Source organism: Caenibius tardaugens NBRC 16725 (assembly GCF_003860345.1).
Taxonomy (GTDB): Bacteria; Pseudomonadota; Alphaproteobacteria; order Sphingomonadales; family Sphingomonadaceae; genus Caenibius; species Caenibius tardaugens.
In genome coordinates, this window is sequence record NZ_CP034179.1 from 711,109 (window position 1) to 737,567 (window position 26,459).

The 26,459-nt window shown below is 59.6% G+C and carries 22 protein-coding genes; 9 read left to right on the plus strand and 13 right to left on the minus strand.

Going from position 1 to position 26,459, the window contains the following annotated elements; all coding sequences use genetic code 11:
- Both EGO55_RS03370 and EGO55_RS03375 read left to right on the plus strand, forming a co-directional pair.
- Positions 1-519, plus strand: a complete 519-nt coding sequence (locus EGO55_RS03370) for a hypothetical protein (RefSeq protein WP_021691123.1) — start codon at positions 1-3, stop codon at positions 517-519.
- Between the two features lie 43 nt (positions 520-562).
- On the plus strand, positions 563-2,905 hold the full coding sequence (locus EGO55_RS03375; RefSeq protein WP_021691124.1) for a TonB-dependent receptor: 2,343 nt from the start codon (positions 563-565) through the stop codon (positions 2,903-2,905).
- A gap of 176 nt (positions 2,906-3,081) precedes the next feature.
- On the opposite strand, the gene EGO55_RS03380 is transcribed toward EGO55_RS03375, so the two are convergent.
- A complete protein-coding gene (locus tag EGO55_RS03380; RefSeq protein ID WP_021691125.1) occupies positions 3,082-3,618 on the minus strand; it encodes a Ros/MucR family transcriptional regulator in 537 nt (178 codons plus the stop codon).
- Positions 3,619-3,759: 141 nt separating this feature from the next.
- On the opposite strand from EGO55_RS03380, the gene EGO55_RS03385 reads away from it, so the two are divergent.
- The 3 genes from EGO55_RS03385 to EGO55_RS03395 all read left to right on the plus strand — a co-directional run bounded on the left by EGO55_RS03385 (position 3,760) and on the right by EGO55_RS03395 (position 6,764).
- Positions 3,760-3,963, plus strand: coding sequence for a hypothetical protein (locus tag EGO55_RS03385; protein WP_040716664.1), 204 nt, complete (start codon positions 3,760-3,762; stop codon positions 3,961-3,963).
- A gap of 144 nt (positions 3,964-4,107) precedes the next feature.
- On the plus strand, positions 4,108-6,321 hold the full coding sequence (katG, locus tag EGO55_RS03390; RefSeq protein WP_040716665.1) for a catalase/peroxidase HPI: 2,214 nt from the start codon (positions 4,108-4,110) through the stop codon (positions 6,319-6,321).
- A gap of 68 nt (positions 6,322-6,389) precedes the next feature.
- Positions 6,390-6,764 carry a c-type cytochrome gene (locus EGO55_RS03395; protein WP_021691127.1) on the plus strand — a complete coding sequence of 125 codons (375 nt, stop codon included), beginning with the start codon at positions 6,390-6,392 and terminating at the stop codon, positions 6,762-6,764.
- A 121-nt stretch (positions 6,765-6,885) separates the two neighbouring features.
- On the opposite strand, the gene EGO55_RS21135 is transcribed toward EGO55_RS03395, so the two are convergent.
- From EGO55_RS21135 to EGO55_RS03405, 4 genes are all read right to left on the minus strand, one after another.
- Positions 6,886-8,043 (minus strand): putative bifunctional diguanylate cyclase/phosphodiesterase, encoded by a 1,158-nt coding sequence (locus EGO55_RS21135; protein WP_235694153.1) that lies wholly within the window; start codon positions 8,041-8,043, stop codon positions 6,886-6,888.
- Positions 7,949-8,290 (minus strand): diguanylate cyclase domain-containing protein, encoded by a 342-nt coding sequence (locus tag EGO55_RS21140; protein ID WP_021691129.1) that lies wholly within the window; start codon positions 8,288-8,290, stop codon positions 7,949-7,951. The genes EGO55_RS21135 and EGO55_RS21140 overlap by 95 nt, the downstream gene beginning before the upstream one ends.
- Positions 8,281-8,838 (minus strand): hypothetical protein, encoded by a 558-nt coding sequence (locus EGO55_RS21145; protein WP_021691130.1) that lies wholly within the window; start codon positions 8,836-8,838, stop codon positions 8,281-8,283. Before EGO55_RS21145 ends, EGO55_RS21140 begins: the two co-directional genes overlap by 10 nt.
- A 590-nt stretch (positions 8,839-9,428) precedes the next feature.
- Complete coding sequence (locus EGO55_RS03405; protein ID WP_021691131.1) at positions 9,429-11,018, minus strand: isocitrate lyase; 1,590 nt, start codon at positions 11,016-11,018, stop codon at positions 9,429-9,431.
- A gap of 166 nt (positions 11,019-11,184) precedes the next feature.
- Between EGO55_RS03405 and EGO55_RS03410 the strand changes: the two genes are divergently transcribed.
- Positions 11,185-12,585, plus strand: a complete 1,401-nt coding sequence (locus EGO55_RS03410; protein WP_021691132.1) for a helix-turn-helix domain-containing protein — start codon at positions 11,185-11,187, stop codon at positions 12,583-12,585.
- Between the two features lie 6 nt (positions 12,586-12,591).
- On the opposite strand, the gene EGO55_RS03415 is transcribed toward EGO55_RS03410, so the two are convergent.
- Both EGO55_RS03415 and EGO55_RS03420 read right to left on the minus strand, forming a co-directional pair.
- Positions 12,592-13,404 (minus strand): SDR family NAD(P)-dependent oxidoreductase, encoded by an 813-nt coding sequence (locus EGO55_RS03415; protein ID WP_021691133.1) that lies wholly within the window; start codon positions 13,402-13,404, stop codon positions 12,592-12,594.
- 3 nt (positions 13,405-13,407) lie between these two features.
- Positions 13,408-13,797 (minus strand): winged helix-turn-helix transcriptional regulator, encoded by a 390-nt coding sequence (locus tag EGO55_RS03420; protein WP_021691134.1) that lies wholly within the window; start codon positions 13,795-13,797, stop codon positions 13,408-13,410.
- Between the two features lie 70 nt (positions 13,798-13,867).
- Between EGO55_RS03420 and EGO55_RS03425 the strand changes: the two genes are divergently transcribed.
- Complete coding sequence (locus EGO55_RS03425; RefSeq protein ID WP_021691135.1) at positions 13,868-14,935, plus strand: pirin family protein; 1,068 nt, start codon at positions 13,868-13,870, stop codon at positions 14,933-14,935.
- 272 nt (positions 14,936-15,207) lie between these two features.
- Positions 15,208-17,391 carry a transglycosylase domain-containing protein gene (locus EGO55_RS03430; RefSeq protein WP_084620229.1) on the plus strand — a complete coding sequence of 728 codons (2,184 nt, stop codon included), beginning with the start codon at positions 15,208-15,210 and terminating at the stop codon, positions 17,389-17,391.
- A 27-nt stretch (positions 17,392-17,418) separates the two neighbouring features.
- Here EGO55_RS03430 and EGO55_RS03435 read toward each other — a convergent pair whose 3' ends face one another.
- From EGO55_RS03435 to EGO55_RS03460, 6 genes are all read right to left on the minus strand, one after another.
- Positions 17,419-18,372, minus strand: coding sequence for a cation diffusion facilitator family transporter (locus tag EGO55_RS03435; protein ID WP_021691137.1), 954 nt, complete (start codon positions 18,370-18,372; stop codon positions 17,419-17,421).
- Positions 18,373-18,646: 274 nt separating this feature from the next.
- Positions 18,647-19,078, minus strand: coding sequence for an SRPBCC family protein (locus EGO55_RS03440; protein ID WP_021691138.1), 432 nt, complete (start codon positions 19,076-19,078; stop codon positions 18,647-18,649).
- A gap of 270 nt (positions 19,079-19,348) precedes the next feature.
- Positions 19,349-19,852 carry a winged helix DNA-binding protein gene (locus EGO55_RS03445; protein ID WP_201798922.1) on the minus strand — a complete coding sequence of 168 codons (504 nt, stop codon included), beginning with the start codon at positions 19,850-19,852 and terminating at the stop codon, positions 19,349-19,351.
- Between the two features lie 395 nt (positions 19,853-20,247).
- On the minus strand, positions 20,248-21,819 hold the full coding sequence (locus tag EGO55_RS03450; RefSeq protein WP_021691140.1) for an acetolactate synthase large subunit: 1,572 nt from the start codon (positions 21,817-21,819) through the stop codon (positions 20,248-20,250).
- Between the two features lie 169 nt (positions 21,820-21,988).
- The gene (locus EGO55_RS03455; protein WP_021691141.1) at positions 21,989-23,812 is read right to left on the minus strand and encodes a phosphoenolpyruvate carboxykinase (GTP); all 1,824 of its coding nucleotides are present in this window, start codon (positions 23,810-23,812) and stop codon (positions 21,989-21,991) included.
- Positions 23,813-24,171: 359 nt separating this feature from the next.
- Positions 24,172-25,206, minus strand: coding sequence for a S66 peptidase family protein (locus EGO55_RS03460; RefSeq protein WP_052023744.1), 1,035 nt, complete (start codon positions 25,204-25,206; stop codon positions 24,172-24,174).
- Positions 25,207-25,371: 165 nt separating this feature from the next.
- Here EGO55_RS03460 and EGO55_RS03465 point away from each other — a divergent pair, with 165 nt between their 5' ends.
- Positions 25,372-26,397, plus strand: a complete 1,026-nt coding sequence (locus EGO55_RS03465) for an LLM class flavin-dependent oxidoreductase (RefSeq protein WP_021691143.1) — start codon at positions 25,372-25,374, stop codon at positions 26,395-26,397.
- Positions 26,398-26,459 lie beyond the last annotated feature (62 nt).

A 26,459-nucleotide genomic window follows, 5' to 3' on the forward strand; every position in this document is an offset into this window, starting at 1 on the left:
ATGGCCAGCACGTCTTCGCCTTCGCTGTGGCGCGGCGTATTTGAACTCGGCTACGTCACCAACGATATCGAATATACGGTGGAACGTTTCCGGCAGACGCACGGCTTCACCGGCTTCGCGATCAATCAAGGGACAACCGCCTACCAGTCGGCCGCAGGTGAAATCATCGTCGGCACGCAGATCGCGCTCGGCTATGTCGATCAGACCCTGGTGGAAATCATCCAGCCGGATGATTGGTCCACGCCCAATATCTACACCGACTTTTTCAACCTGCCGCCACTGTCGCGCCCCTTCGCGCGCTTCCATCACCTGGGCTTCGACCTTGGGGACGAACAGGCATTCGCGCAGGCCCGTACCGTGCTGATCGACAACGCCAACGCCCCGATCATCGGCGAGATGAACGGTGGCGGCATTCGCTGCCTTTATCAGGATGACCGCGAAACGAGCGGCCATCTCAACGCATACATGACCATGTCGGACGAAGTCCGCAGCTACATGCAAAGCCTGCCGAGAAACTGAGGCAGATTCAGGAATCGCAGACAGGTAATTCGGGAGGGACATAATGGGATACATCACGGCTCGCCGCACACATCCGGGGTACGCACGGATCGCGGTCGCATTGCTGGCAACCACCGCTGTCGTGCCGGTTCTTGCCCAAAATGCATCCGCACAGGACAATACCGACAGGCAGGACATCATCGTTACCGCGCAGAAACGCGAACAGGTGCTGCGCGACGTGCCAATTGCCGTATCCGCCTTCGATGAAGACTATCTTGCCAATCGCGCGGTGACCTCGGTCGATCGGCTGGACGGGATCGCGCCCGGTCTGCAAGTGCTGCAAACCCCGTCGCAACCCAACAATGCGCAGATATCGATCCGCGGATCGGTGCAGCAGAACCCTGCGATCACGCTCGACCCCTCGGTCGGCATGTATCTCGACGGGGTCTATATCGGCAAGGCGGTTGGCTCCATTTTCGCGATCAACGATCTCGAACGGGTCGAAGTGCTGCGCGGGCCGCAAGGCACACTCTATGGGCGTAACACACTGGCCGGTGCCATCAATTTCATCACCCGCAAGCCCGGCCCCGATTTCCGGGCATCGCTGGAAGCAGGATATGGCAATTATGACGCCATGACGCTGAAGGGCATGGTCAATCTGCCTGCAGCGGATAACCTGTTCTTCAAGGTTTCGCTGGCGCTGGACAAGCGCGATGGTACGGTCAAACTGATCGACGATCCCTATGGCATGGCCGCACTCTTCGGCTCATCGGCGAAGTCAGGCAGACTCAATTCGCGCAACCGCAAGAGCGCCCTTGTCCAGGCGCGGTTCGAACCGGCGGACAATGTCACGGTAGACTATGCCTTCGATTACAGCCGCAGTGTCCAGACGGTTGCGGCAACCCAGCTGATTGCGGTCGACGACGCGGGTTTTCTGGGCAAGGACTGCGCGCTCGGCCCGTTCTGTGTTCCCGCCTACCTCTATGTGCAGGACAAGTACTCGAACAAGGCGTTCAACAATGTCCGCTCGATGGACAAGGTCGTCACCCAGGGTCACGGCCTGACTATCGATTGGGATATGGGCAATGCCAGTCTCAAATCGATCACAGGCTATCGCCGTCTGCGGTTCAACGCCTACCCCAACGATATCGACGGCACGCCACTGGACCTCGCCATTGTCGGGTATCGGACGAAATACTGGGAAGTGAGCCAAGAATTCCAGCTGTCGGGCAAGATCGGATCCCGCCTCAACTATGTTGCGGGGCTGTTCTATTTTCACGACGATGCCTTCAGCGTAAACCCGCAAAGCTACTTCTTCGGCAGCGAGGATTATTACACCACGTTTGGCGGCAAGACGACCGCCTATGCCGCCTATGCGCAGATCGATTACGATATCACCGATCAGCTGACGCTAACGGCTGGCCTGCGCTACAACCGCGAAAAGAAGACCACCCAACGCTATCAGGAAGCCATTGCCAGTGCGGCATTTCCGCCTGAACTGCTTCCCTATGTCGTTGTCGATGTGCCCGAAGATCTGGGCATTGCGCATGTCTTCAAAAGCGTCAATCCCACCGCGATCCTGACTTACAAGCTGGGTGAGCGGACCAATATCTACGCCAAGTTCGCGCAGGGTTTCCGCAGCGGGGGCTTCAACGGCGAAGCCCAGACATTCATCCATGCGGTAACGCCGTTTCGGCCGGAAAAGATGAATTCGTTCGAGATCGGCCTGAAATCGAGCCTGTTCGATCGCAAGCTCGATCTCAACATCGCCGCCTTCGTCAACAAGCACAAGGATATGCAGTTATCCGTTTTCACGGCGAGTTCCATCGGCACCAGCCTCATCCAGAATGCGGGTTCGGCAACGATGAAAGGGATCGAGGTTGAAGCTTTTGCCCGCCCCCTGCCCTCGCTCAGCCTCAAGGGATCGCTGGCGTACCTGAAAGCCCGCTACAACCACTTTATCGATACCAACAATCTTGGACAGGCGATCGATGTCGCGGATATCCGGGTGGTACCCCATGCGCCCAAATGGCAGGCCTCATTCAGCGCTGACTGGACCGCCTATGAGGGCAGCGATGGCAATCACCTGAATGTTCTGGTCGATGTCAGGCATGTCTCATCGTACTACTTCTATGCCGATGCCACCGAAATGCGGCCGGATTTTCCCAGTTGGCATCGGGCATCAACCTCGCGCACCGAACCGATGACCTTTGTGGATGCGCAAATACGGTGGGACGATATCCCACTGGCGTCGGGCAAAGCTTATGCTGCGCTGTGGGCGAAGAACCTGTTCAATACCCGCAAGATCATCAACGGAATCGATTTCGGCTCCGCCTTTGGCGGCCTGCTGACCGGCAACTATAACGATCCGCGCACATACGGCCTGACAGTCGGGATGAAGTGGTAGCGTTTTACGCAGCGCCTGTTCGCGGGCGATGCCTCACATAGGGCGCGCGGACAAGCGCGTTACACCAATGTCGGCGAGTCTCGCCGGCATCTGGATGCCAGACCAAGGCACGCAGGCGGGACAGCGTGCCCTGAATGCTTCAGAGCCGCGCGATCCCGCCCGGAATATTACCAGAATTAATCGGCTGCCCCGTTAGCGGCACCGTCCGTAAAACGCAGGGCCAGCTTGCGCCCACGCTTTGCCTTGGGCGCGGCTTCACCCTTGGAAGCAGCAGCCTTGCCATTGGACGCAGCCTTGCGCCCCGCTGTCGGCTTGCGGCCCAGACCAATCTTGTTCGCCAGTTCGCTGCGCTGCGCAGCATAGTTCGGCGCGACCAGCGCGTGATCAGCGGCAAGGCCCCAACGCTGACGATATTCGTCGGTCGTCAGGCCATGCTCCGTCGAAAGATGCCGCTTGAGCAGTTTCATCTTCTTGCCGCATTCAAGGCAAGCGACATGGTCTGGCCGGATGGAAGCGCGAATTGACACGGCAGGCTGCAAAGCGGGCGCTTCTGCGGCAACCGGTTCTGCTCCAAGACCGGAAAGGGCCTGGAACACAGTCGTGATCAGGGTCGGGACTTGTTCGATCGCCACGCTGTTGTTGCTGACATGCGCGGCAACGATATCCGAGGTGAGCGTGATCAAACCCTCACGGTCATGGACTTCGTCGACCAATTTTCACTCCTTCCATAAATTACAATCTGCTAACACCCGATTTCGGGAAATTGCTATTGGCGGGTGAGACAAGTTCTCTCGTTCGTCAATAAAGATTTTACGGAAAACGACAGATTGTGTGGCGTGGATGCAAGATCATACTTGCAGACGAACCGCATTCCCGATCTGTTCGCGAATTTTCCTCTACCGCCTGAAATCCGCGCCGGAAGTGCCCCGAAAAAAGCAACCAGCCGCATCACTTCTCCCAACAATCGCCATGCCCAACCCACACCAATCGAGATAATTTCGCATTATATGCCGTATTATTACAGAAAAATGCGCATCTATTTCAACATTACATTTTGATAGTAAACATTTTTTACAAAAGAACCAGCGATCATAATCGGATATATCGATATCTGTGAGCAATTTGATCTGCTTTTTCGAACATTCTGAAAGTGATAGGCGTTGGCCGCTGAGGAGATTTCAAGAGAAATAGAGGAGCGTACCATGCGCAAGACTACCATTTCGATATTTGCCCTTATGGCAACAAGTTTAACGCCGAATTTGGCAAGTCCTGCCTTCGCGCAGGAAAAAAGCATGTCCAATCAGGAATGGTGGCCTAACCGAATCGATCTGGGACCGTTGCGCCAGAATAATACAAACGCCAATCCTTACGGTGCGAATTTCAATTATTCCGCCGAATTCGCGACTCTGGATATTGCGGCAGTCAAGAAAGATATTGCCGATGTTCTGTCGACGTCACAGCCTTGGTGGCCCGCCGATTATGGGAACTACGGTCCGTTTTTCATCCGCATGGCGTGGCATAGTGCCGGCACCTACCGCGCCGCTGACGGGCGCGGCGGCTCGGATGGCGGCGAACAACGCTTCGAGCCGCTGAACTCGTGGCCCGATAACGTCAGCCTCGACAAGGCTCGTCGCCTGGTATGGCCAATCAAGCAGAAATATGGTCGCAAGTTGTCATGGGGTGACCTCATGGTCCTCGCTGGCAACGTCGCGCTTGAGAACATGGGCTTCAAGACTCTCGGGTTTGCCGGGGGTCGTGTCGATGCCTGGGAACCGGACCTGGTCTTCTGGGGACCTGAAAAGAAATGGCTCGCCGATGAACGGCGTGACGGAAAAGGCGGCCTGAAAGGCCCCCTCGCCGCCACCCAGATGGGTCTGATCTACGTTAACCCCGAAGGACCGAACGGCAAGCCTGACCCAATCGCCGCCGCTGCCGATATCCGCCTGGCTTTCGGCAACATGGCCATGGAAGACGATGAAACTGTTGCGCTGATCGCAGGCGGCCATACCTTCGGCAAGGCGCATGGCGCGCACAAACCGGACGAATGCGTCGGCGTTGATCCCTCCGCGGCCAAAGCCGAACAACAAGGGCTCGGCTGGGTAAACAAATGCGGCAAGGGCCACTCCGAAGACACCGTGTCGAGCGGTCTCGAAGGGGCCTGGTCAGCCAATCCCATCGCCTGGACCACGCAGTACCTCGACAATCTGTTCGGGTTCGACTGGGTGCAGACGCGCAGCCCCGCCGGTGCGGTGCAATGGGTGCCGAGCGATGCCAGCGCCGCAGCGCTCGTTCCTGACGCCCATGTCGCGGACAAGCGTCATGCCCCGATCATGTTCACCACCGACCTGTCGTTGAAGGAAGATCCCGGTTTCAGGGCCATCGCCAAGCGCTTCCACGACAACCCCGATGCATTCGCGGATGCGTTCGCCCGCGCCTGGTTCAAACTGACCCACCGCGACATGGGGCCCAGCGCGCGCTATCTCGGCAATGATGCCCCCAAAGCGGCCTTCAAGTGGCAGGATCCGCTGCCTGCCGCCAATTATGCGGCAATCGACAATCAGGATGTGGAACAGCTCAAGACCAAAGTTCTGGCCGCCGGCCTGAGCGAGCGGGAACTGATCAAGACGGCCTGGGCATCGGCGTCCTCCTTCCGCGTTACCGATATGCGCGGCGGCGCCAACGGTGCACGTATCCGACTGGCACCTGCAAAGAACTGGGCCGCGAACGATCCGGCCGAACTGGCCAAGGCGCTCGCCGCGCTGGAAACGGTTCGCAAGGATTTCAATCGCTCGGCGAAAGGCGGAAAGCAGGTTTCGCTTGCAGATCTGATCGTTCTGGGTGGCAACGCCGCGGTCGAACAGGCCGCAAAGCGGGCGGGCCAGACGGTCACAGTGCCGTTCACGCCGGGGCGTGTGGATGCCACTGTGGAACAGACGGATGCCAAATCCTATGATTTCCTCCGTCCCCGTGCGGACGGGTTCCGCAACTATTACGGCGCGGACAGTGCCACGTCGCCTGCGGAAATGCTGATCGACAAAGCCAGCACGCTGAACCTTTCGGTACCCGAGATGACTGTTCTGGTCGGTGGTCTCCGGGTTCTGGATGCCAATACCGGACATTCACCGCATGGCGTATTCACCAGCCGCCCCGGGACATTGAGCAATGACTTCTTCGTCAACTTGCTCGACATGTCGACCAAATGGTCGAAATCGGCAAAGGATCCGGCGCTCTATGAAGGCGCCGACCGGGCAACCGGCCAACCGAAGTGGACCGCAACCCCCGTGGATCTGGTGTTCGGTTCGAACGCGGAACTGCGCGCCGTGTCCGAAGTCTATGCCTCTGCCGATGCCCGCGAAATGTTCGTGAAGGACTTCGTGGCGGCCTGGACAAAGGTCATGAATCTCGACCGCTTCTGACCATCCGGCAGTTGACGATGGCGGCGGCATTGCGATGCCGTCGCCATCATTTTTACGGATTCCCCACAATGAAACCTGTCGTTCCGGCCCTGACCACGCTTCTCGCGATCGCCGCTCTGGCCAATGGCGAGGCCAGAGCTGAAAATGTCCCGGCCCGACCTGCTGCCTTTGCCCCCTGTGCAGCATGTCACACGGTGCAGCCGGGCCAGAAATCATTTGGTCCGAACCTACACGGCGTTGTCGGGCGCAAGGCCGCCAGCCTGCCCGGCTATGCCTATAGCAATGCCCTGAAAGCCGCGAACATAACCTGGAACCGGCAAGCACTCGACCGGTGGCTGACAGCCCCGCAAAAGGCTGTTCCCGGAACAAAGATGCCCTTCCCCGGCATCGCTGACCCTGCGAAACGCCAGCAGATCATCGAGTATCTGCAAAAACTGCGATAGGCGGGATCAAAACCGCTGCCCTACCGGATAACGGATCAAACCACGCGCGATAACGGGATGACGACTGCAAAGCCTGTACGCCATCATGCATGGGCACCCGGCCAATCTGCGGCCATCCCTGTCACGTACCGCTCATCAGGACGTGGTGTCTGACCGGTTCCAGGCCGCAGGCGCCAAGATAGGCGCCGATCATGTCCTGATGGATAGGTGCCGAGAAGTAATAGCCCTGCACGATATTGCCCCCAAGCTGACGCAACAAACGCATCTCGTCCTCGGTTTCCACCCCTTCGATCACGCAATCAATCCCCATATCGCGACTGAGCGCGAGAAGCGATTTGATGATCTTGTAGCTGGCCGGGTTCGTGTTCATGGCCTGCACGAAACTGCGGTCGATCTTGATCTTCGTGAACGGCAGGGCGTGGATATGACTTAGGCTGGAATAGCCGGTGCCAAAATCGTCCAGCGATACGCTGCACCCCAAAAACTTGAGCATACGGATGGCTTCGCGAACCTGATTGATGTCATGAAGCAGCGCGGTTTCGGTGATTTCCAGGTCGATACGGCGCGGGTCGATATTCGCTTCGCTCACAAGCTTGATGATCTGCAGCATGACATCGGGCGAACACAGATCATGGGCCGACAGATTGAATGAAAGATGGATATCTTCTGGCCATTCCTCGGCTGCGGCCAGCGCCTTGCCCAACAGGATCACCGTCAGCCGGTTAATCAGCCCTCCCCGCTCCGCGATACGAATAAACTGATCGGGCATGACTTCGCCCAGATGTGTGCTCTTCCATCGTGCCAGAGCTTCGAATGCCACGGTTTCGCCCGTGGTGACATCGACAATGGGCTGGAACATGATCGAGAGTTCGCGTTCAAGATCCGCCTTACGCAAGGCAATTTCTATCGTCGCATCCTGCTGCATCTGCGTGCTGTGATTGGTATCGAAAACACTGACCCCGCCACGGCGATGGCGCTTCCCATGATAGAGCGCATAATCGGCAAATTCATAGAGTTGGGCCGCCGTCGTCCCGTGATCGGGATAAGATGCAAAACCCAGAGAACCGCTGATCTGCACCGGCGTATCGCCCAGCGAAAACGGCACCCGCAGTGCCTCGCACAACTGTTCGCCGAAGCGTTTCAGTCGGTCTGCGGAAACCTGCCCTGAAAGAAACAGGGCGAACTCATCCCCCCCCCAAACGGGCGAGCTTGACGCTCTGATTGCACACAAGCGAAAGCCGCTCTGCCACGGCTGTAAGCAGGCGGTCACCAAAAGCATGGCCGTAAAGGTCGTTCACCGGCTTGAACCCATCGAGATCGAGAATACCCACCGCCAGCGCATCATCAGGCTGCCGCGCCCCCGCAACTGCCGCAGAAAGGTGTTTGAAGAAGTACCGGCGATTGGGCAGCCCGGTCAGGCTGTCGCAATCGGCCAATCTCCGGTTTTCGGCGTTGAGCGTCACCATCCGCGAAAAATCGCGATAGTGATAGCGCAGGATAACCAGGAGGGCTGCCGTTACCAGCACGACATTGATCGCGCACCCGACATAAGCCTCGTTGCCGCGGGCAACGACAAAAGCATCCCCACGTTGTCGATCAAGGCCACCAGAAACGCCGCAGATCGCAAGTGCATCAGACAGAAAATACACCCGATCGCGGTAATCCCGAGAAAGAAAATGATCTGCCCCTGCGCATCGGCATCGCCATGCGGAAACAGGAGGAGAGACCAGAGGATGAAAGCGCAGGTGATGATCGGCGCAAGCAGATTGGTAAACCGCAGTGCCGACAGCGCAATTTCAGCGCTCGGTTCCGACGAAAGCCGCGACCACCATGTAATACCGCGCGTAATGCAAAGGACGGAGAGAAGTCCCGGCGCCACGACAACCAGAGCAACGGGCGCTTTCCCGAGATGAGGGTATGCCATGACCCAACTGCTGATCAGCAAGATGGAATAGAGCATGGGCAACTGGTAGGCCAAAGCACGGTACTGCGCTTTGAGCAAATCCACATCGTCGTCCGGGACAGAGAGGAACGCCTTCAGCCTCCCGTACACGTCCCCCAAAAATGCCGCCATTCGCGCTTCCGCCCCACCAGAACTCAAACTTTCCTCAAAATAACTTCCAAAATATCAATGACTTGTAAATAGCCTGATTTATCCGGCTCGATGTTCCGACAGAAATTCAGGACCGATAGCAAGCCTCCGCCAAACAGGCGGATCATAATGGTGAATTCTGCGTAAATGCGACCTCCTGGCGGGTCTCCCCCTTCCGATATCCGGCTGGCATACAAACACATCACCGCAAGCAAGTTACTTGAAAATATAATAATATATCACAAGCTCGATGCGATATCTTTGCCTGTCCGGCAGAAATACCTGCCTCCGCATCCGTATTTGCCCGACTCGTCGGGCAATCGTGACATCCCCATCGCGGAAACGGGATGCGCGATGTGTTGCACGCCAGAATGCCCGCACACACAAGGGCGGCAACACCGGGTCAACGAAAACGCACGGATACGCTGAAAGGCAGCGTGGCCTGATTGCCAACAAATCTGGCCCGCCACGCAATTGCGCGACGAGCCAGAAACTCCTCCCCAGGAGTGGTTGTGATCAGTCGGGCGCGTGGCTGCGGCAGGCAGCCAACCCGCCCTGATCATCGCCGCATATCAGGCGGCAAACTGGTTCATGGTATTGGCAGCCCCGCCCGCCTTAAGCGCCGCCTCGCCAGCGAAATATTCCTTGTGATCGTCACCGATGTCGCTGCCCGACATATTCTGATGCTTCACACAGGCGATACCCTGCCGGATCTCCTGACGCTGAACCCCTTTGACGTAACCCAGCATACCCTGTTCGCCGAAGTATTCCCTGGCGAGGTTATCGGTCGACAGCGCCGCAGTGTGATAGGTCGGCAGCGTGATCAGGTGATGGAAGATGCCTGCCCGCGCCGCAGCATCCCGCTGGAACGTGCGGATACGTTCATCGGCTTCATCCGCCAGTTCCGAACCATCGTAGTCGACGCCCATCAGCTTGGCGCGATCGTAAGCGGAAACGTCCCGACCTTCAGCCTGCCACCGGTCAAACACCTGCTGGCGGAAGTTCAGTGTCCAGTTGAAGCTGGGCGAATTGTTATAGACCAGCTTGGCATTGGGGATCACTTCACGGATACGGTCGACCATCCCCGCAATCTGTTCGATGTGCGGCTTTTCAGTTTCGATCCACAGCAGATCCGCGCCGTTCTGCAACGATGTGATGCAGTCCAGAACGCAGCGGTCTTCACCCGTGCCGGAACGGAACTGAAAAAGGTTCGACGGCAAACGCCGGGGCCGCATCAGTTTGCCATCGCGCGTGATCAAAACGTCGCCATGGCCGATCTCGTCAACTTCCTCGCAATCGAGGAAGCTGTTGTACTGATCGCCGATATCGCCCGCTTCCCGCGTGAAGGCGATTTGCTTGGTCAGGCCCGCGCCGAGCGAGTCCGTGCGCGCAACGATCACGCCATCTTCAACGCCCAGTTCCATGAAGGCGTAACGGACAGCACGGATCTTCGCGAGGAAATCCTCATGCGGAACGGTAACCTTGCCGTCCTGATGGCCGCACTGCTTTTCGTCTGAGACCTGATTTTCGATCTGGATGCAGCAAGCCCCCGCCTCGATCATCTTCTTCGCCAGAAGATAGGTCGCCTCGGCATTGCCAAACCCGGCGTCGATATCGGCAATGATCGGCACGATATGTGTCTGGAAATTATCAATCGCCGTCTGGATCTGCTTGGCCCTGACCGCATCGCCTGAATCCCGGGCGGCATCGAGATCGCGGAACAGCATGCCCAGTTCGCGGGCATCGGCCTGACGCAGGAACGTGTACAGTTCCTCGATCAATGCGGCCACACTGGTCTTTTCGTGCATCGACTGATCGGGAAGCGGGCCAAATTCGCTGCGCAACGCCGCAACCATCCAGCCCGAGAGATAGAGATAGCGCCCCTTGGTCGAACCGAAATGCTTCTTGATGGAAATCAGCTTCTGCTGGCCGATGAAACCGTGCCAGCACCCGAGCGACTGTGTGTAGGCAGCCGGATCGGCATCATAGGCGGCCATGTCTTCGCGCATGATCTTCGCGGTGTAGCGGGCGATATCCAGCCCGGTACGAAAACGGTTCTGCAGCCGCATGCGTGCGACGGATTCGGGCTCGATACCGTTCCAGGTTGCCTGGAACCGGCCGATCGCATTGCCGGCCTCAACGATTGTCTGCTGATAGGTCATCACACATCATCCCTTGTTGCGGGCCAGGCTTGCACAGAAATCGGGAAACCGGCCGATGGCCAGCAAATGATGGAAAAACGGCGATGCGGGAATGCACTGCGAAGTCAGCCTGTAAGACTTTACAACCATTCCTTGTAATTATGTACAGGTATGACAAAAGAGAGGCATGGCAGAATCCCGCCCCCTCTATCTCGGCCCGCGCCTGCGCCGTTTGCGGCGGGAACTGGGCCTGACCCAGCAGGCCATGGCGACCGACCTTGCGATATCGCCCAGCTACATCGCCTTGCTGGAACGCAACCAGCGTCCGCTTACGGCAGACCTGCTCTTGCGGCTCGCCAAGAGTTACAAGTTTGAACTGGCCGATTTTGCGGGCGAAGATCACGAGGAATATAACAAGCGGATCGCCCAAGTCCTGCGCGATCCGATTTTTGCCGATATCGACCTGCCGGCATTGGAAGTGGCCGATCTGGCCACCAGCTTCCCCGGCATCAGCGAGGCCCTGCTTCGCCTGCACGGCGCCTATACCCGGGAACAGCAGGCGCTGGCCGAACAGCGCAATACCCCAGGCGACAGTCAGGGCACCGATCCCGTCACCGAAGCGCGGCGCTTTACCGCGAGCCAGCGCAACTATTTCCACGCGCTGGATATCAAGGGCGAAGAACTCGCCGCAGAGATCGCACAGAAAGGCGGGGCCGCAGAATGGCTCGCGGCAACCCAAGGGGTACGCGTCCGCTATCTGCCGCCCGAAGTGCTGACCGATACCTTGCGGCGGTTCGACCGGCATAACCAGCAATTGCTGATCAACGATACGCTCGATTCCGCCAGCCGCGCCTTCCAGATCGCGATGCAGATCGCCTATACATCCATGACCCGGGAAATTTCGGGCATCATGCGGGCTGAAACCTTTGCCAGCACCACCACGAACAGCCTCGTGCGGCGGGCCCTTGCCTCTTACGGCGCGGCGGCCCTGCTGATGCCTTACGATCGCTTTGCCAGAGCGGTGGAGACGCGCGCCTATGATATCGAGGCGCTCAGCCGCCAGTTCGGCACCAGCTTCGAACAGGTCGCCCATCGCCTGACCACGCTTAACAAACCAGGGATGGCGCGTATCCCGTTCTTCTTCATCCGCGTCGATCCTGCCGGCAATGTGTCAAAAAGGCTCGACGGGGCGGGATTCCCGTTCGCGGCGCATGGCGGCGGCTGCCCGTTGTGGAACGTCCATTCGGTATTCCGCACCCCGGGCGAAGTGAACACGCAGTTCCTCGAACTGCCCGATGGCCAGCGCTTCTTTTCGATCGCGCGCACCGTCAAGGCGGGCGGCGGCAGCTTTACCCAACCCAGCGTCACCCGCGCCATCGCGCTGGCCTGTGCGGCGGAACATGCGCCCAAACTGGCCTATGCACGCGATATCGACCCGAAAACCGTGCTGGCCACGCCGATTGGCGTTACCTGCCGCCTGTGCAATCGCGCGGCCTGCACGGCCCGCGCTGTCCCGCCTGTCGGGCGCGAAATCCTGACCGACGATTACCGGCGCGACAAGGCCCCGTTCGGCTTTGACGACGGCTGATACCGGTCAGGCCAGCGTATACTGGTCTGTCAGCGTGCTGATTTCGTGCGCATGCCCGAATTCATCAGTGAACCCGTATTCGGCCCCTGCTTCTGCGGACCAGACATGGCTGCCGCTGCGCGCCATGCGGTTGGGATCGGCAGCGATCGCGGCGACCGCACGCCCGGTGTAGCGCGGTGTTTCCGGCCGGGAAGGATCAGCCGCATAGCCGTTCGGCCAGACCGACAGCACAGCAACATGGTGCGGCCGCAATTCCAGCGCCGTGTCGCTCGTCAGCCGGGCAAGAGCGGATTTGCCGACCCCATAGGCCGTGTTGTAACGATAGCCGAGCGCCCCGCGCCCCGAAACGTTCACAATCAGTCCCGGTGCTGCTTCCGTAGCGGACCGCATCATCAGGGGCGCAGCGCGCGCGGTGGTGAAATAGGCCGCCCGGCCCGGAACTTCCACCACGGTGTGCCACAGATCATCGGGGGTTTCCCAGATGCGCTTGACGATCATCCCGGGGAATGTGGGGGTGGAAAACACGCTGTTCACCACGATATCGAGCCGCCCATGCCGCTCCTCGACCTGTTCGATGATCGCGCCGAGCCGGATGGGATCGGTGCAATCGCATGTGACCACCTGCCCCGCGCCGCCAAGGCCTTCCAGAACGGCCAGCGTATGCGACAGGGTATCCGTCCGGCCATCGCCCACCGCGCCTGCCGTCCGCCCGAGCAGATAGACGAAGGCTCCGGCAGCGCCCAGTTCCACTGCGATCCCCTGTCCCATGCCCCGGCTCGCGCCAGCGACCAGCGCCACGCGCCCTTCCAGCGTCCTCATTCCTCAAGCTCCTGCATCAAAGGCCGCCCGGGCCTGATCCATTTCAGGACTGTGCGCATCGGCCCAGTCAAGCAAGCCTTCCGCCGCGCCATAGAGCGATTGCCCCAGTCCGGTTAGCGCGTATTCCACCTGTGGCGGCACAGAGGCGAACACCGTGCGCGAAATCAGCCCATCACGTTCCAGATTGCGCAGCGTCAAGGTCAGCATGCGTTGCGAAACACCATCCAGTTCGCGGCGCAACTGATTGAAACGACGCGGCCCATGGTGAAGCACCGAAACCACGATCAGTGTCCACTTGCTGCCGATCCGTTCCAGCACATGCCGCATGGCGGCACAATCACGTGTCGCGTTCCGGCCATCGATCCCGGTTCCCTCGCTGTTACCTGGTGCCATGCCTGTGCCTTCTTGTAATGCCCTTCCAGCCCCCAACATGGTTGTCATATCATCAGCCCGGAGAACACCCATGACCAGCACAATTTTGCGCAGTGAACCGCTGACCCGCCCGTGGGCAGGCACGGACCCCTTCCTCTTCTGCGCCCACCATCTCGACCGTTATCCCGCCGCCAATGCCACGCAAGGCGTGCCTGCGGAATCGCTCGGCGATCGCCCGCTCGGCAACGACTTCAGCCGCAAGGACGGTTTCAACATGTATTATGGCACCAATGTGCCCGGTTTCCCCGCGCACCCGCATCGCGGCTTCGAAACGGTGACGATCGTTCCTGCGGGTCTGGTCGATCACGCGGATGCGCTGGGGGCCACGGCCCGTTACGGCGATGGCGACGTACAATGGCTGACCGCCGGGGCGGGGACCATGCATTCGGAGATGTTCCCCTTGCGCAACCAGGACAGTGGAAACCTGCTCGATCTTTATCAGATCTGGCTCAACCTGCCCGCCCGCAGCAAGATGGCCGATCCTGCATTCGTGATGCTGTGGGATGAAAAAATCCCCCGTTACCACCACACCAATGCCGATGGCGCGGGTGCGGATGTGAAAGTGATCGCCGGAAGCTACACCCCGCAGGAAAGTGCCGCAACGGCGCTCACCCCGCCCCCACCGGCCCCAGATTCCTGGGCTGCCGATCCCGATGCGGACGTTGCGATCTGGCAGATCACGCTGGAGCCCGGAGCCACGCTCACGCTGCCGCCGGCGAACCGCGATGGCGTGCGGCGGACACTCTATTTTCACACCGGCGAAAGCCTTGCTGTGGATGGGGAAAGCCAGCCGGGCGAACGCTTGATCGAAGTCGCTGCGCAAGTACCGCTCCCCCTGGCGAATACGGGAAGCGACAAGGCGGAAATCCTCGTGCTGCAGGGCCTGCCGATCAACGAACCCGTGGTGGCGCAAGGCCCGTTCGTCATGAACACGGCGGCACAGATCGACCAGGCACGGCGCGACTTCGGACGCACCCAATTTGGTGGTTGGCCGTGGACGGACAACGGCCCTGTTCATCCCGCTGGACAGGGGCGTTTCGCCCGGTACCCCGGGGACACTGCACCCGACCTGCCGCCTGCGTCAGCATCGCAGGGATAAGCCATTGATCATTTTTGGAGAAATACGATGAAGCGTTCACACTCGTTCATCTGAGGTTTGGTTTCGCGCTCTATAGGCGGCCCCGCAGATGAGTTGATGCTCATCTCCCCTCTCCTTTTCCGGGCGTGCAACTTCGGTGGCACGCCCTTTTTTTTGTGTGCATTCCCTCTGGTAGAACAAGCCCGTTTCGTTACACCGCGAGAAAGCTTTGATCCGCTATGAGTGGCCCAATGATGAAATCGTCGGCCGATTCGCATAATACCGTTCCGACAATGGTAACCTTGCGAAACATCCTTTCCCCCAGATCCCGGCCCGCGGAGCCATTGGCTTTCGAACCCGATGACGACGGTGAAATTCCGCTTCCCCCCTCGCGGCCCAAACGCAACTGGCTGTGGTGGACAAAGAAGGGTCTGACGGCTGCGCTGCTGTTGTTTGTGATGCTTGTGATCTGGCTGGCGATCACGGCCCCGCTGTCAAAATCGCTGCAACCGGTTTCCCCGCCGCAGATCACGCTGCTGGCTGCCGACGGAACCCCGATTGCGCGCAACGGCGCCATTGTCGAACAACCGGTAAAAGTGGCCAAGCTGCCACCGCATGTCGCGCAGGCCTTCGTCGCTATCGAAGATCGGCGGTTTTACAACCATTGGGGCCTTGATCCGCGCGCCATCGTCCGCGCGACATGGAACAACCTGACCAGTGGCAGCACACAGGGCGGCAGCACGATCACGCAGCAGCTGGCCAAGTTCACGTACCTGTCATCGGAACGAAGCCTTGCCCGCAAGGGGCGTGAGGCGCTGATCGCCTTCTGGCTGGAAGCCTGGCTGACCAAGGATGAAATCCTCGAACGCTATCTCTCCAATGCCTATTTCGGGGACAATACCTACGGCCTGCGCGCCGCATCCCTGCACTATTTCCATCGGCAGCCGGAAAATCTCAAACCGGAACAGGCCGCCATGCTGGCCGGGCTGATGCAGGCACCATCACGGCTGGCGCCGACGAAGCACTTCGAGCGCGCGGAAAAACGCATGCGGCTGGTGCTGCAGGCGATGGTCGACGCTGGCTATATGACAGCGGCAGAAGCGAAGGCCGTGGGCACGCCGCGCCTTGATGTGCGTCGGCGCAACGAACTGCCGACCGGCACCTATTTCGCCGACTGGGCCTTGCCGCAGGCGCGGCAACTGGGCGATGGCGGTTATTCCAAGCAGACTTTCACGACCACGCTCGACGCGCGGCTACAGGCCGCGGCACGCCGGGCGGCCGAAGGCGCCCGACTGGGCGGCGCGCAAGTCGCGCTGGTCGCCATGCGCAGGAATGGCGAAGTCGTGGCCATGGTTGGTGGCAAGGACTATTCCCGATCATCCTTCAACCGGGTGACGCAATCGCGCCGCCAGCCCGGCTCCACATTTAAGCTGTTCGTCTATCTTGCAGCGCTGGAAAAGGGCTGGAAGCCGGATGATACCATCTCGAACGCCGAAATCACCACGGGCTCCTATCGCCCGCGCAATGCGGGCGGTTCCTATTCCGACACGATCACGCTGAAGGATGCCTTCGCCCGGTCGAGCAATGTTGCGACCTTGCGGCTGTTCAATCAGGTGAGCGACAAGGCGGTGATCGCCACCGCCCGCAAACTGGGTGTGACATCGCCCTTGCCGGAAGGCGATCCCAGCCTTGCTCTCGGCACGTCAGGCATGACCCTGCTCGAACTGACAGCCGCTTATGCCGGTGTCGCCGCCAACCATTATCCTGTGACCCCCCGCGCTTTCAAGGAAGAGGAAGCGGGCTGGTTCGACTGGTTGCTGGACGGCAGCGACAGCCTGTCTTCGCGCAATCACAAAGACATGGAACAATTGCTGGGCGGTGTGGTCACAGAGGGAACCGGCCGCGCGGCACGCCTGCACAAGGCCAGTTTCGGCAAGACCGGCACCAGCCAGGGCAACCGCGATGCGCTGTTCATCGGCTATGCGGGCGATCTGGTCGTGGGTGTCTGGGTTGGCAATGATGACAACAAGCCACTGGCCGGTGTGTCCGGCGGCGGTTTGCCCGCACAGATCTGGCGCAATTTCATGCGTCAGGCGCTGGGCGAAAGCACACCGCCGAAGAAGAAGCCGGTCAACCCGAGCGGGCCGGTGCAACCGCTGGACCTGCCCGTGATCGGCGATATTCCGTTGGGTCAGGGTAACAATCTGCGCATCGATGGCGGGCAGGCAACGATCAGTACCGAAATAGGCGGCGCACCCGTGGATGTGCGGATCGATGGCCAGGGCGTCAGTATCAACGGAACGGACATCGCCAACGGCGCTGCACGCGGCACTGAAGCGGCCCGGCGCGCGCTGGAAGACCAGCGCCAGACCGTGCAGAATGCCCGCGAGGCGACCCAACGCCTCGAAGCCGAATTGCGCCGCCGCGCCGAACAGGTGCAAAACGAACGCGCGCCACCGCAGCCGCCTGCCCGATAGCAAGCCCTGTTCTACAGCCGCTTTGCGTCAGTCGGGACGGTGGGTAATCACCGCGTCTTCGCGCCTTTGCGGCCGGATATAGATCGAACTGAGCTGCGGGATCGCATCCTTCAGCCGGCTCTCCAGCATGGCAATCAGCTTTTCGGCCTGCCCCATCGGCAGGTCATCGGCGAAATCCGCACTGATCGCCACGAAGACTGAATCCGGCGATGTGTGGATCGTCCGCACATGGTTGACCGCCATGACTTCGGGCTGACTTTCAACGATGGTCCAGATTGTCCGGATCAGTTGCGGATCGGCGCTTTCCCCGATCAGGAGACCCTTCGCTTCCCGCGCCAGCAGAACTGCGACGCAGGCCAGGATCAGTCCGATCACAATCGATGCCATGCCATCCACGCGCGGATCGCCAAGCTGATGGCTCAGCCAGATGCCGACACCCGCCACCAGCAGGCCCAGCAATGCGGCGCTGTCTTCGAACAGGACCATGAAACTGGCCGGGTCCTTGGAGCGCAGGATATCCTGCCACCAACCGCCCTTCCCGCGGCGCGCATTGAATTCCCGGACTGCGATAGTCCACGATGTCCCTTCCAGCATCACCGCGATTGCCAAAACCACATAATTGATCGTGGGATCACGCAGCGGTTCAGGCGTCATGATATGCAGCCACCCCTCGTAGAGCGACACACCCGCACCGATTGCGAAGATCAGGATCGCCACGACAAAGGCCCAGAAATACAGTTCGCGGCCATAACCAAAAGGATGCGCCGCATCAGCCGGGCGCTGCGCCTTGCGCTGGCCATAGAGCAGCAGGATCTGGTTGCCGCTGTCCACCAGCGAATGCACCCCTTCGGACAACATCGAGGATGATCCGCTGATCGCTGCTGCAACAAACTTGGCGGCCGCAATTCCGAGATTGGCGCATAACGCACCGTAGAGCACAATGTTGGCCTTGATGTGCCGCAAGGCGACAGGTTCGTGCATGGACGGGACCTTACGTTTCAATTGCGTGCATCAGTTTGCGCGGAATGTGTTTATGCGCAAGCGCCTTGCCATCGCCCCACAGGATCAGGAAGCCACAACGGATCAGGAGCGCCCACCTGGACACCGCAACCCTGCGCCATACGCTTGCCATGCATCTCGCAGGAAGTTGTATCTATATGGTTGGTCCTGCCCAAAAAAGGGTGGATGAACACCGCGTTCACCCACCCTGCACACCCGATTGTGTCACTCTGCACCCGACAGGGTGCATCGCCCGTCACACAGTTGCGAGATGGGCTTCCAGCGAATCGATCAATTGGCCATAAAGCCCTTCGAAAATAGCCTGCCCCTCAGCCCCTGATGAGCCTGGCAAAGCCTTTGCCGAAGCGTTCCACGAAACGCGCGTACCATTACCGCCGACCGGTTCGAGTTGGACCCATGCGCGGAAATTCGAAACCGGCATCGGCATGTCACCGGGAATAGTGTAACTGAAGCTGCGGGCAGTAGCGTCGCGCGTTTCCAGCACTTCCTCCACCGAACCGCCATCGGGCATATGCAGGCGGCGGATCATTCCCGGACCTTCGCCAATCACATCAACTTTCGCCCCGGGCATGGCCCATGATACGTTGCCGAAATCGCTGACCACATCCCACACCGCATCAACGGGCGCATTCAGTTCGCGCACGACCGAGACGTTCACATCTTCCATTATTCTCTCCCGATTTCATCCTGTTACCTGGACTGCGAAGATAGCCCATAGCAAATCGCGCCCTTTCGTAGCAGCCGCTCCCTTGCTGTCAAAAGACATAAGCGCCGCCCATGCGCGCCCATCGGTGCTCCCACCGCGCGGAAGCGCGCGTTCCACCCTTTTGTGCGGATTTCAAAGGGCTAAACGCCCAAGGGATTAAGGCTGCAATCGTTGCTGAGCGGCCAGATTAGCGAAGAAGGGCCGCACAACCGACGAGGGCCCGCGCGATATTCACGCCAGAGGGGAGGTGATTGTGGCGCTGCCCCGCGCCGCTTCTTCGTAAACACCAGTAAGGATCGAGAGGAACCGCGTCATCGTGTCCAACTTGTCGGGAACCTTGTCGATTTCCTGGAGACGATCCATCAGGATGGCAGCCTTGATATCTTCGTACTTCGATGCCGCCATTTGCCCCTGACTGGTGACAGCGTACGCAAACTGGTTGCTTTTCCCGTCACGGACCTTGGCGATAAGACCGGCAGTTTCCAGCTTTCTCAAACTGTACTGGATGTTGGGGACATCATCCCGGTTCATCAGGCGCGCTATCGTCGCACTGTTCTTCGCCCTGCCCTGCATCCTCACGATGTGAAGAATCAAATGTTCGGATAACTTCAAATCATTGCCGAGGGAAATGGACCCTGTTTCCGTAACAAACCTCGAAAAAGCCTCATAAAAACGCACCAAAGACCATTCAAAATCAGAAACCTTGTTATCGAAAACAGACGTACCGATATCCATTTCAAGATAACATTTTGGCTTCATAAAATTACGTCCCCCAACATTTTCGCACAATCACTCTTTCTAAAATCGCGATTATACGCACATTTTCACATCCGCAATACTTCAGGCAATAAAAGACATAATCATATGAATTATAATGACAATATGTGAAAATTAAGGTTAATCTACCCTTATATCCTCAGAATATCCTGCAACCATCCAGTCATGCCTCCCGAATACTTACGCCCATGCGCGCCGGCCAATGCCAGTTATTGCCTCCATTCCATGACCTGCTTACCCTCTCCAAACAACGGCAGCAGCGACGAACAGTTGCAATTGAGCGTCCGTCCGGCAGCCATCCCATGCGCTTTACAGACAATGGACACATGCCAGCCCCCCGGATCGCAATCCGGTCAGGGGTAAAGCTTCGCTTCGATCAGGAATGGGCCTTCCTCGCGAGTCGAAGCGATCACTGCCTGTGTAAAATCTTCAGCGGTTTCTACACGCATGCCAGGCACCCCCAGACTTCTCGCCATGGCAAGCCAATCAATAGTGGGATTGTCGATATCGATCATGCTTGCGGCGCGAGGGCCGGGCGCCGCGCCAGCCCCCATATTGGCATATTCAGCCTTGAGAATTGCATAACTGTTGTTCGCAAAAATTATGGTCGTCACCGGCAGCGCTTCACGTGCCTGGGTCCACAGCGACTGGATCGTGTACATCGCGCTGCCATCACCCACCATGCATAACGTCCGCCGATCCGGGCAAGCCAAGGCCGCCCCCGTCGCCACAGGCGTGGCATAACCGATCGACCCGCCCATATTGTTGATCAAATCATGGGGCCGCGCGCCCATCGTATGCCCCATGGTTTCGCGGCCCGTGGTCAGCGATTCATCCACCACAATCGCGTTTTCCGGAATGGCCACTGCCAAAGCATGCGCGATACTTATCGGGTTTAGCGCCCCGCTTGGCATGGGCGTTTCGATCCGTGGCTGGACAAGCGCAGAGGCGGCCGAAGCACCCAGAGCATCGAGCAGCATTTCGAATGCCATCTCGCTGTCTTCGTCCGGCGCCACCAGCGTATGCACGGCCGCGTCCTGATCTTTCAACAGACTGGGCCTGTCCGGATAACGGAAGAAGGCCACAGGCTCCCCTGTCTCCACCGTAATCAGATGGCGGATACCCTGCAGAAACGCCATGGCCTGCGGCACGGCATAGGGAATGCGTTCCACAGGCGTGCGCCCCGCCCCACGTTCGAGCCGCGCGGTGAAGAACTGCGAACCGAGCCGCGCCCCGGATGCGGCGGCGATGCGCCCCACCAGTTCCAACGCACGCCCCCTTGTTGCCTTGTTGGCGACAATAATCATCGCTGGTTCGCCCGATCGCAGCACGCGGGCGACCTGTTCGACCCGCCCCGCATCAGGTGCGCGGCGCCCGGCCTCCACCCTGGGCAGAACCCCGATGCGCGGCGCGCCACCCGGCGGCCCGGCATCGCCCCATGACGCATCGCCGGGCAGGATCAATGTTGCGATTTTACCCGGGTGTTCAGCCGCCTTGGCGATAGCCTCGGCCGCATCCGGCGCGACGGCCGAGGCAGATACCGACCGGCGCACCCAATGGCTGAGTGGCCGCGCCAACCCTTCAATATCGGATGCCAGCGGAGCATCGTATTTCAGATGCGCCATTGCGTGATCGCCCACAATGTTCACCATGCCCGAACTGGCGCGCCGGGCATTGTGGATATTGGCCAGTCCGTTAGCGAGACCCGGGCCGAGGTGCAGGAGCGTCGATGCAGGGGCATCCCGCATCCGATACCAGCCATCCGCCGCGCCCGTCGCCACCCCTTCGAACAGGCACAGAACGGGCTTGATGCGCGGATTTTCCAACGCCGCCAAAAAATGCATCTCTGATGTACCGGGATTGGCGAAGCAAATCTCCACCCCGTGACCGGCCAAAGTTTCGACCAGGCTTTCAGCGCCATTCATCGCACAACACCCCGTTTTCCGCGTTGTTGTTACAACGCCTTATAAGCACGGAGGTGCCGCGACGAAAATATCATTCAAACAGGAAGATTATGCCGGATTCCCGCTGCGTCCGCGCAAAACCGGAGGTACATGGGGCCGGCACCAGGCTGGCGCCGGCCCCAACAAACAATCAGCCTGCGAGACGCGCCTCGAGCGCACGCTGTTCGTCCAGCAGTGCAGCGGGGACTTTGCCCAGCTTCTCGAAATCGCGTGCGCTGGCCTTGGCTTCTTCTTCCCAGACCTCAGGATCGACCAGCAACAGTTCGGCCATATCTTCTGCGGAAATATCCAGACCGGACACGTTGATGCCATCTGCGGCGGGCAGTCTGCCAACCGGACTGTCGATCGCTTCAACGCGGCCATCGCGGCGATCCAGAATCCATTCCAGAACGCGGATATTGTCACCAAAGCCGGGCCACAGATAACGCCCGTCCTGCCCCTTGCGGAACCAGTTGACGAGGTAGATGCCGGGCATGTTTTCCTTGCCTGCACCAAGCTTCAGCCAATGTTCGAAATAGTCGGAGATGGCATAGCCGCAGAACGGCAGCATCGCGAACGGATCGCGCCGCAGCGTGCCAACCTTGGCTTCGGCTGCAGCCGTCGTTTCCGAGGCCACATTGGCGGCAAGGTAGACGCCATGCTGCCAGTCAAACGCTTCCGTCACCAGCGGCACAGCCGTCGCGCGGCGCCCGCCGAACAGAATGGCCGAGATCGGAACACCGGCAGGATTATCCCATTCCGATGCGATGGAGGGGCACTGGCTCGCCGGGACGGTGAAGCGCGCATTGGGATGTGCAGCGGGGCTGCCGCTTTCCGGTGTCCACGCATCGCCACGCCAGTCGGTCAGGCCTGCAGGCGGCGTATCGGTGAGACCTTCCCACCAGACATCGCCATCGGCAGTCAGTGCGGTGTTGGTGAAGATCGCATTGGCATAGAGCGTTTCCACGGCATTGCGGTTGGTCGCATAGCCGGTGCCCGGCGCCACGCCGAAGAACCCTGCTTCCGGATTGACGGCATAAAGGCGTCCGTCCGCACCGAAACGCATCCACGCGATATCGTCCCCGACGGTTTCGGCTTTCCAGCCCGATAGCGCAGGCTGCAGCATGGCCATGTTGGTCTTGCCGCACGCGCTGGGGAAAGCCGCAGCGACATAATGCACACGGCCATCAGGCGCAGTGAGCTTGAGGATGAGCATGTGTTCGGCCAGCCAGCCATCATCGCGGGCCATCACGCTGGCAATCCGCAGGGCGAGACACTTCTTGCCGAGCAGCGCGTTGCCACCGTAGCCCGAACCGTAGGACCAGATTTCACGGGTTTCGGGATAGTGGACAATCCACTTTTCATCCGAACAGGGCCACGGCACATCTTTCGCGCCGTTTGTCAGCGGCATGCCGACAGTGTGCACGCAGGGCACGAAGAAACCGTCATCACCCAGCATATCGAGTGCTGGCTTGCCCATGCGGGTCATCAGCTTCATCGAGAGGACGACGTAGGCGCTATCGGTCAGTTCGACGCCGACCACGCTTGCTTCCGAACCCAGCGGTCCCATGCAATAGGGAACGACATACATCGTGCGGCCAGCCATGCACCCGTCAAACAGGTTCTGCATATTGGCACGCATTTCAACCGGATCGCGCCAGTTGTTCGTCGGCCCTGCATCCGCTTCCTTTTCGGAGCAGATGAATGTGCGGCTTTCCACGCGGGCCACATCGCGCGGGTCAGACCGCGCGTAAAAGCTGTTGGGCCGCTTCGATTCGTCCAGCTTGACCAGCGTTCCGGCATCAACCAGCATGGCCGAAAGCTCATCCCATTCCGCGTCGGAACCGTCACACCAGCGAATCGCCGCAGGCTTGGTAAGACGTGCAACCTCCTCAACCCATGCGAGCAGTTCGCCATGCCGGGTTGCCGGTTTGGCGGGTGCTTCAGTGGGGGAAAGCGCAACCTGATCGTTCATTCCATTCTCCATTGCTGCCGCATATTACAACGTCTTGCGCGCGGCGGGCGAGGCCATCATGCCCCGGGAACACCGATGAACGGCGCCCATGGCGGATAGCTTCACGGTGCAGCGATTGAGTCGCTGCGCCCTGATTGATTCGGCAGTCCATTGGACCTGTATCGATATCTTGCCGATACGTCCAAAAACACACCCGGAGTCTGCCGTCTTCCGCGCCCCCATATAAAAAAATGACGAAATTGGAAGTACCGGAAGACAAGAATGATGTGGTTTCCGGCTCAAATGACATTCCCACGCGCACGAGAGGCGGGAAAATCTGGCCGATGTCGGCTCCCGTATCAGCCCCGCAGCACAGTATGTCAGACGGCGACGGCGTCCAGCACGCGGATGGTCCCGGTATCCGCATCCATTTCAACACGCGCGCCTACAGGCAGACTGAACTGGTTCGCCACGTGGCCGATATTGGCGCCGCGCAATGCCGGAATACCCAGCGGACTAAAGTATTGATCCAGCAACTGGGGAACCGTGAAACCGGTATAATCGGGAATCCCGTTCGTGCAGCGCGCGCATTGACCGAAGATCACACCGGCGAGCTTTTCGAGAATACCGGCAAGCGCCAACTGGCTGAGCATACGATCGATCCGGTATTCGGCCTCGCCCACATCCTCGAGAAACAGGATGGCGCCATCGAAGTCGGGCAACCACGGCGTGCCCACCAGCGCGGACAGGACCGAAAGATTGCCACCAAGCAAGCGTCCGGTGGCTTTGCCGGGGTGAATAGTGGTGGTGCGCCAGCGATCCTGCATCGTAGGGTCGCCCGCCGCCATATCCGGTTGATCGAACGTGGGTGTATCCCCGGCAAAGGCCAGTCGCCAGAATGATTCCCAACTGATCGCCTGCCATCGGCTGGCGGCATTGGGGGCATGAATGCTGGCGAAATCCGTGCGCGCGGCAATGGCAAGATGGAGCGCGGTGATGTCGCTGGAGCCGATCAACAGTTTCGGATTGGCCCGAATGACCTTCCAGTCCAGCAAAGGCAGCAGGCGCGCGCATCCCCATCCGCCCCGAACCGCGAAGATGGCGCGGACTTCGTCATCCGCGAACATGGCATTGATATCCGATGCGCGCTGTTCATCCGTGCCTGCCAGATACCCGTAACGGGCCGAAACGTGCGCGCCCACTTTCGGAACCAGCCCCATGCCCGCGATGGTGTGTTTCACCAGTTCGATCTGGTCCGGCCCATCACTGAAGCTTGCCGGCTCGATCAATCCGACCACATCGCCCGGGCGCAGACGCGGGGGTTTGGAAAGCGCGCGCGCGGGGGCAGAATCGGCCAGCATCAGTGCGGCAAACAGTCCGGCCATGCCACCTATTGTCGAACGCCTGTCCCGCATTCCGCATCCATAGCAGTGCCTGCCCCGCCCGCCAGATGTTTCGTGACAGAGGTTTCGGGGAATGCCGCCCTGGATGGAGTTGTCTTCCCGGACGTGTCGCGCATAACCGTTGCCCGAACAGAATGTCGTGCAACCGATGCGCGACCGCCCGAGGTGATGCCCCTTATGAAATTATCCCTTGTTGATCTCGCCACTATCAAGCCCGGAGAGACCGCGACCGAGGCGCTCACCCAATCGCTGGAAACCGCCCGGCTGGCCGATCAACTGGGTTATCACCGCATCTGGTTTGCCGAACATCACATGGCCCCGGCACAGGCATCCCATCATCCCGAACTGCTGATCGCGGCAGCGGGTACGCAAACGAAGCGTATCCGGCTGGGGTCCGGGGCCGTGCTGATAAACCATTACAGCCCATTGAAAGTGGCCGAAATGTTCATGCAGCTTGACGCCATGTTTCCCGGACGGATCGACCTGGGCCTGGGACGCGCATCATCGGGCCCGGTCATCGACTTGGCGCTGCGCCGTGATCGCAACGCCCGGCCAACCGACGATCACGCCCCGCAAGTCACCGAAACGATTGCCTGGCTGCACAATGCCTTTCCCGAAGGCCATCCGTTCGCGGACAAACCCCTGATCCCGACAGTCCCCACAATCCCGGATATCTGGCTTCTCGGATCAAGCATCAGCAGCGCGCATCTGGCGGCAAAGCTGGGGATCGGATACACTTTTGCCGGGTTCATCAATCCGCAGGCGGCCGCAGCGGCTCTGCGCACCTATCGGGCAAATTTCGTGGCCAGCCCTTACGGTACCGGCCAACCGCGCGCGATGCTTGGCATCAATGCCAGTGTCGGCGACAGTGCGGAGGAAGGCCAGCGCCTCGCCCTCTCGGTCAAGGGCTACTACAACCGCTTGCAGCAGGGCAACTATACCGCATTCGTACCGACAATCGCGGAAGCAGATGGGGAACTCGGCGATGCAGAACGCAGCGAACCCACCGCGATCAGCGGTTCGCGATGGCCCCGTTTCGTGGCTGGCAGCGCGGAACAGGTGCGGCAGACCTGCGAACAGATGGCGGCAGAGAGCGAAGCAGACGAAATTATCGTGCAGAGCATGATTGCCGATCCGGTAGACAGGAACCGGTCGTACCAACGGCTCGCCCGGGTCTTCGATCTGCCTTCCGACACCACCTGATCCAGACAGAACGCACCGAAACCGCCCATTCTTTTGACAGCGGCAGACATTAGCCTAAAGGA

What these genes read in the sequence shown, in the direction of transcription:
- EGO55_RS03370 (WP_021691123.1), top strand. Translation starts at nt 1, where the DNA reads ATGGCCAGCACGTCTTCGCCTTCGCTGTGGCGCGGCGTATTTGAACTC.
- EGO55_RS03375 (WP_021691124.1), top strand. Translation starts at nt 563, where the DNA reads ATGGGATACATCACGGCTCGCCGCACACATCCGGGGTACGCACGGATC.
- katG (WP_040716665.1), top strand. Translation starts at nt 4,108, where the DNA reads ATGCGCAAGACTACCATTTCGATATTTGCCCTTATGGCAACAAGTTTA.
- EGO55_RS03395 (WP_021691127.1), top strand. Translation starts at nt 6,390, where the DNA reads ATGAAACCTGTCGTTCCGGCCCTGACCACGCTTCTCGCGATCGCCGCT.
- EGO55_RS21135 (WP_235694153.1), bottom strand. Translation starts at nt 8,043, where the DNA reads ATGCTTTTGGTGACCGCCTGCTTACAGCCGTGGCAGAGCGGCTTTCGC.
- EGO55_RS21145 (WP_021691130.1), bottom strand. Translation starts at nt 8,838, where the DNA reads ATGGCGGCATTTTTGGGGGACGTGTACGGGAGGCTGAAGGCGTTCCTC.
- EGO55_RS03405 (WP_021691131.1), bottom strand. Translation starts at nt 11,018, where the DNA reads ATGACCTATCAGCAGACAATCGTTGAGGCCGGCAATGCGATCGGCCGG.
- EGO55_RS03410 (WP_021691132.1), top strand. Translation starts at nt 11,185, where the DNA reads ATGGCAGAATCCCGCCCCCTCTATCTCGGCCCGCGCCTGCGCCGTTTG.
- EGO55_RS03415 (WP_021691133.1), bottom strand. Translation starts at nt 13,404, where the DNA reads ATGAGGACGCTGGAAGGGCGCGTGGCGCTGGTCGCTGGCGCGAGCCGG.
- EGO55_RS03420 (WP_021691134.1), bottom strand. Translation starts at nt 13,797, where the DNA reads ATGGCACCAGGTAACAGCGAGGGAACCGGGATCGATGGCCGGAACGCG.
- EGO55_RS03425 (WP_021691135.1), top strand. Translation starts at nt 13,868, where the DNA reads ATGACCAGCACAATTTTGCGCAGTGAACCGCTGACCCGCCCGTGGGCA.
- EGO55_RS03430 (WP_084620229.1), top strand. Translation starts at nt 15,208, where the DNA reads ATGGTAACCTTGCGAAACATCCTTTCCCCCAGATCCCGGCCCGCGGAG.
- EGO55_RS03435 (WP_021691137.1), bottom strand. Translation starts at nt 18,372, where the DNA reads ATGCACGAACCTGTCGCCTTGCGGCACATCAAGGCCAACATTGTGCTC.
- EGO55_RS03440 (WP_021691138.1), bottom strand. Translation starts at nt 19,078, where the DNA reads ATGGAAGATGTGAACGTCTCGGTCGTGCGCGAACTGAATGCGCCCGTT.
- EGO55_RS03445 (WP_201798922.1), bottom strand. Translation starts at nt 19,852, where the DNA reads ATGGATATCGGTACGTCTGTTTTCGATAACAAGGTTTCTGATTTTGAA.
- EGO55_RS03450 (WP_021691140.1), bottom strand. Translation starts at nt 21,819, where the DNA reads ATGAATGGCGCTGAAAGCCTGGTCGAAACTTTGGCCGGTCACGGGGTG.
- EGO55_RS03455 (WP_021691141.1), bottom strand. Translation starts at nt 23,812, where the DNA reads ATGAACGATCAGGTTGCGCTTTCCCCCACTGAAGCACCCGCCAAACCG.
- EGO55_RS03460 (WP_052023744.1), bottom strand. Translation starts at nt 25,206, where the DNA reads ATGCGGGACAGGCGTTCGACAATAGGTGGCATGGCCGGACTGTTTGCC.
- EGO55_RS03465 (WP_021691143.1), top strand. Translation starts at nt 25,372, where the DNA reads ATGAAATTATCCCTTGTTGATCTCGCCACTATCAAGCCCGGAGAGACC.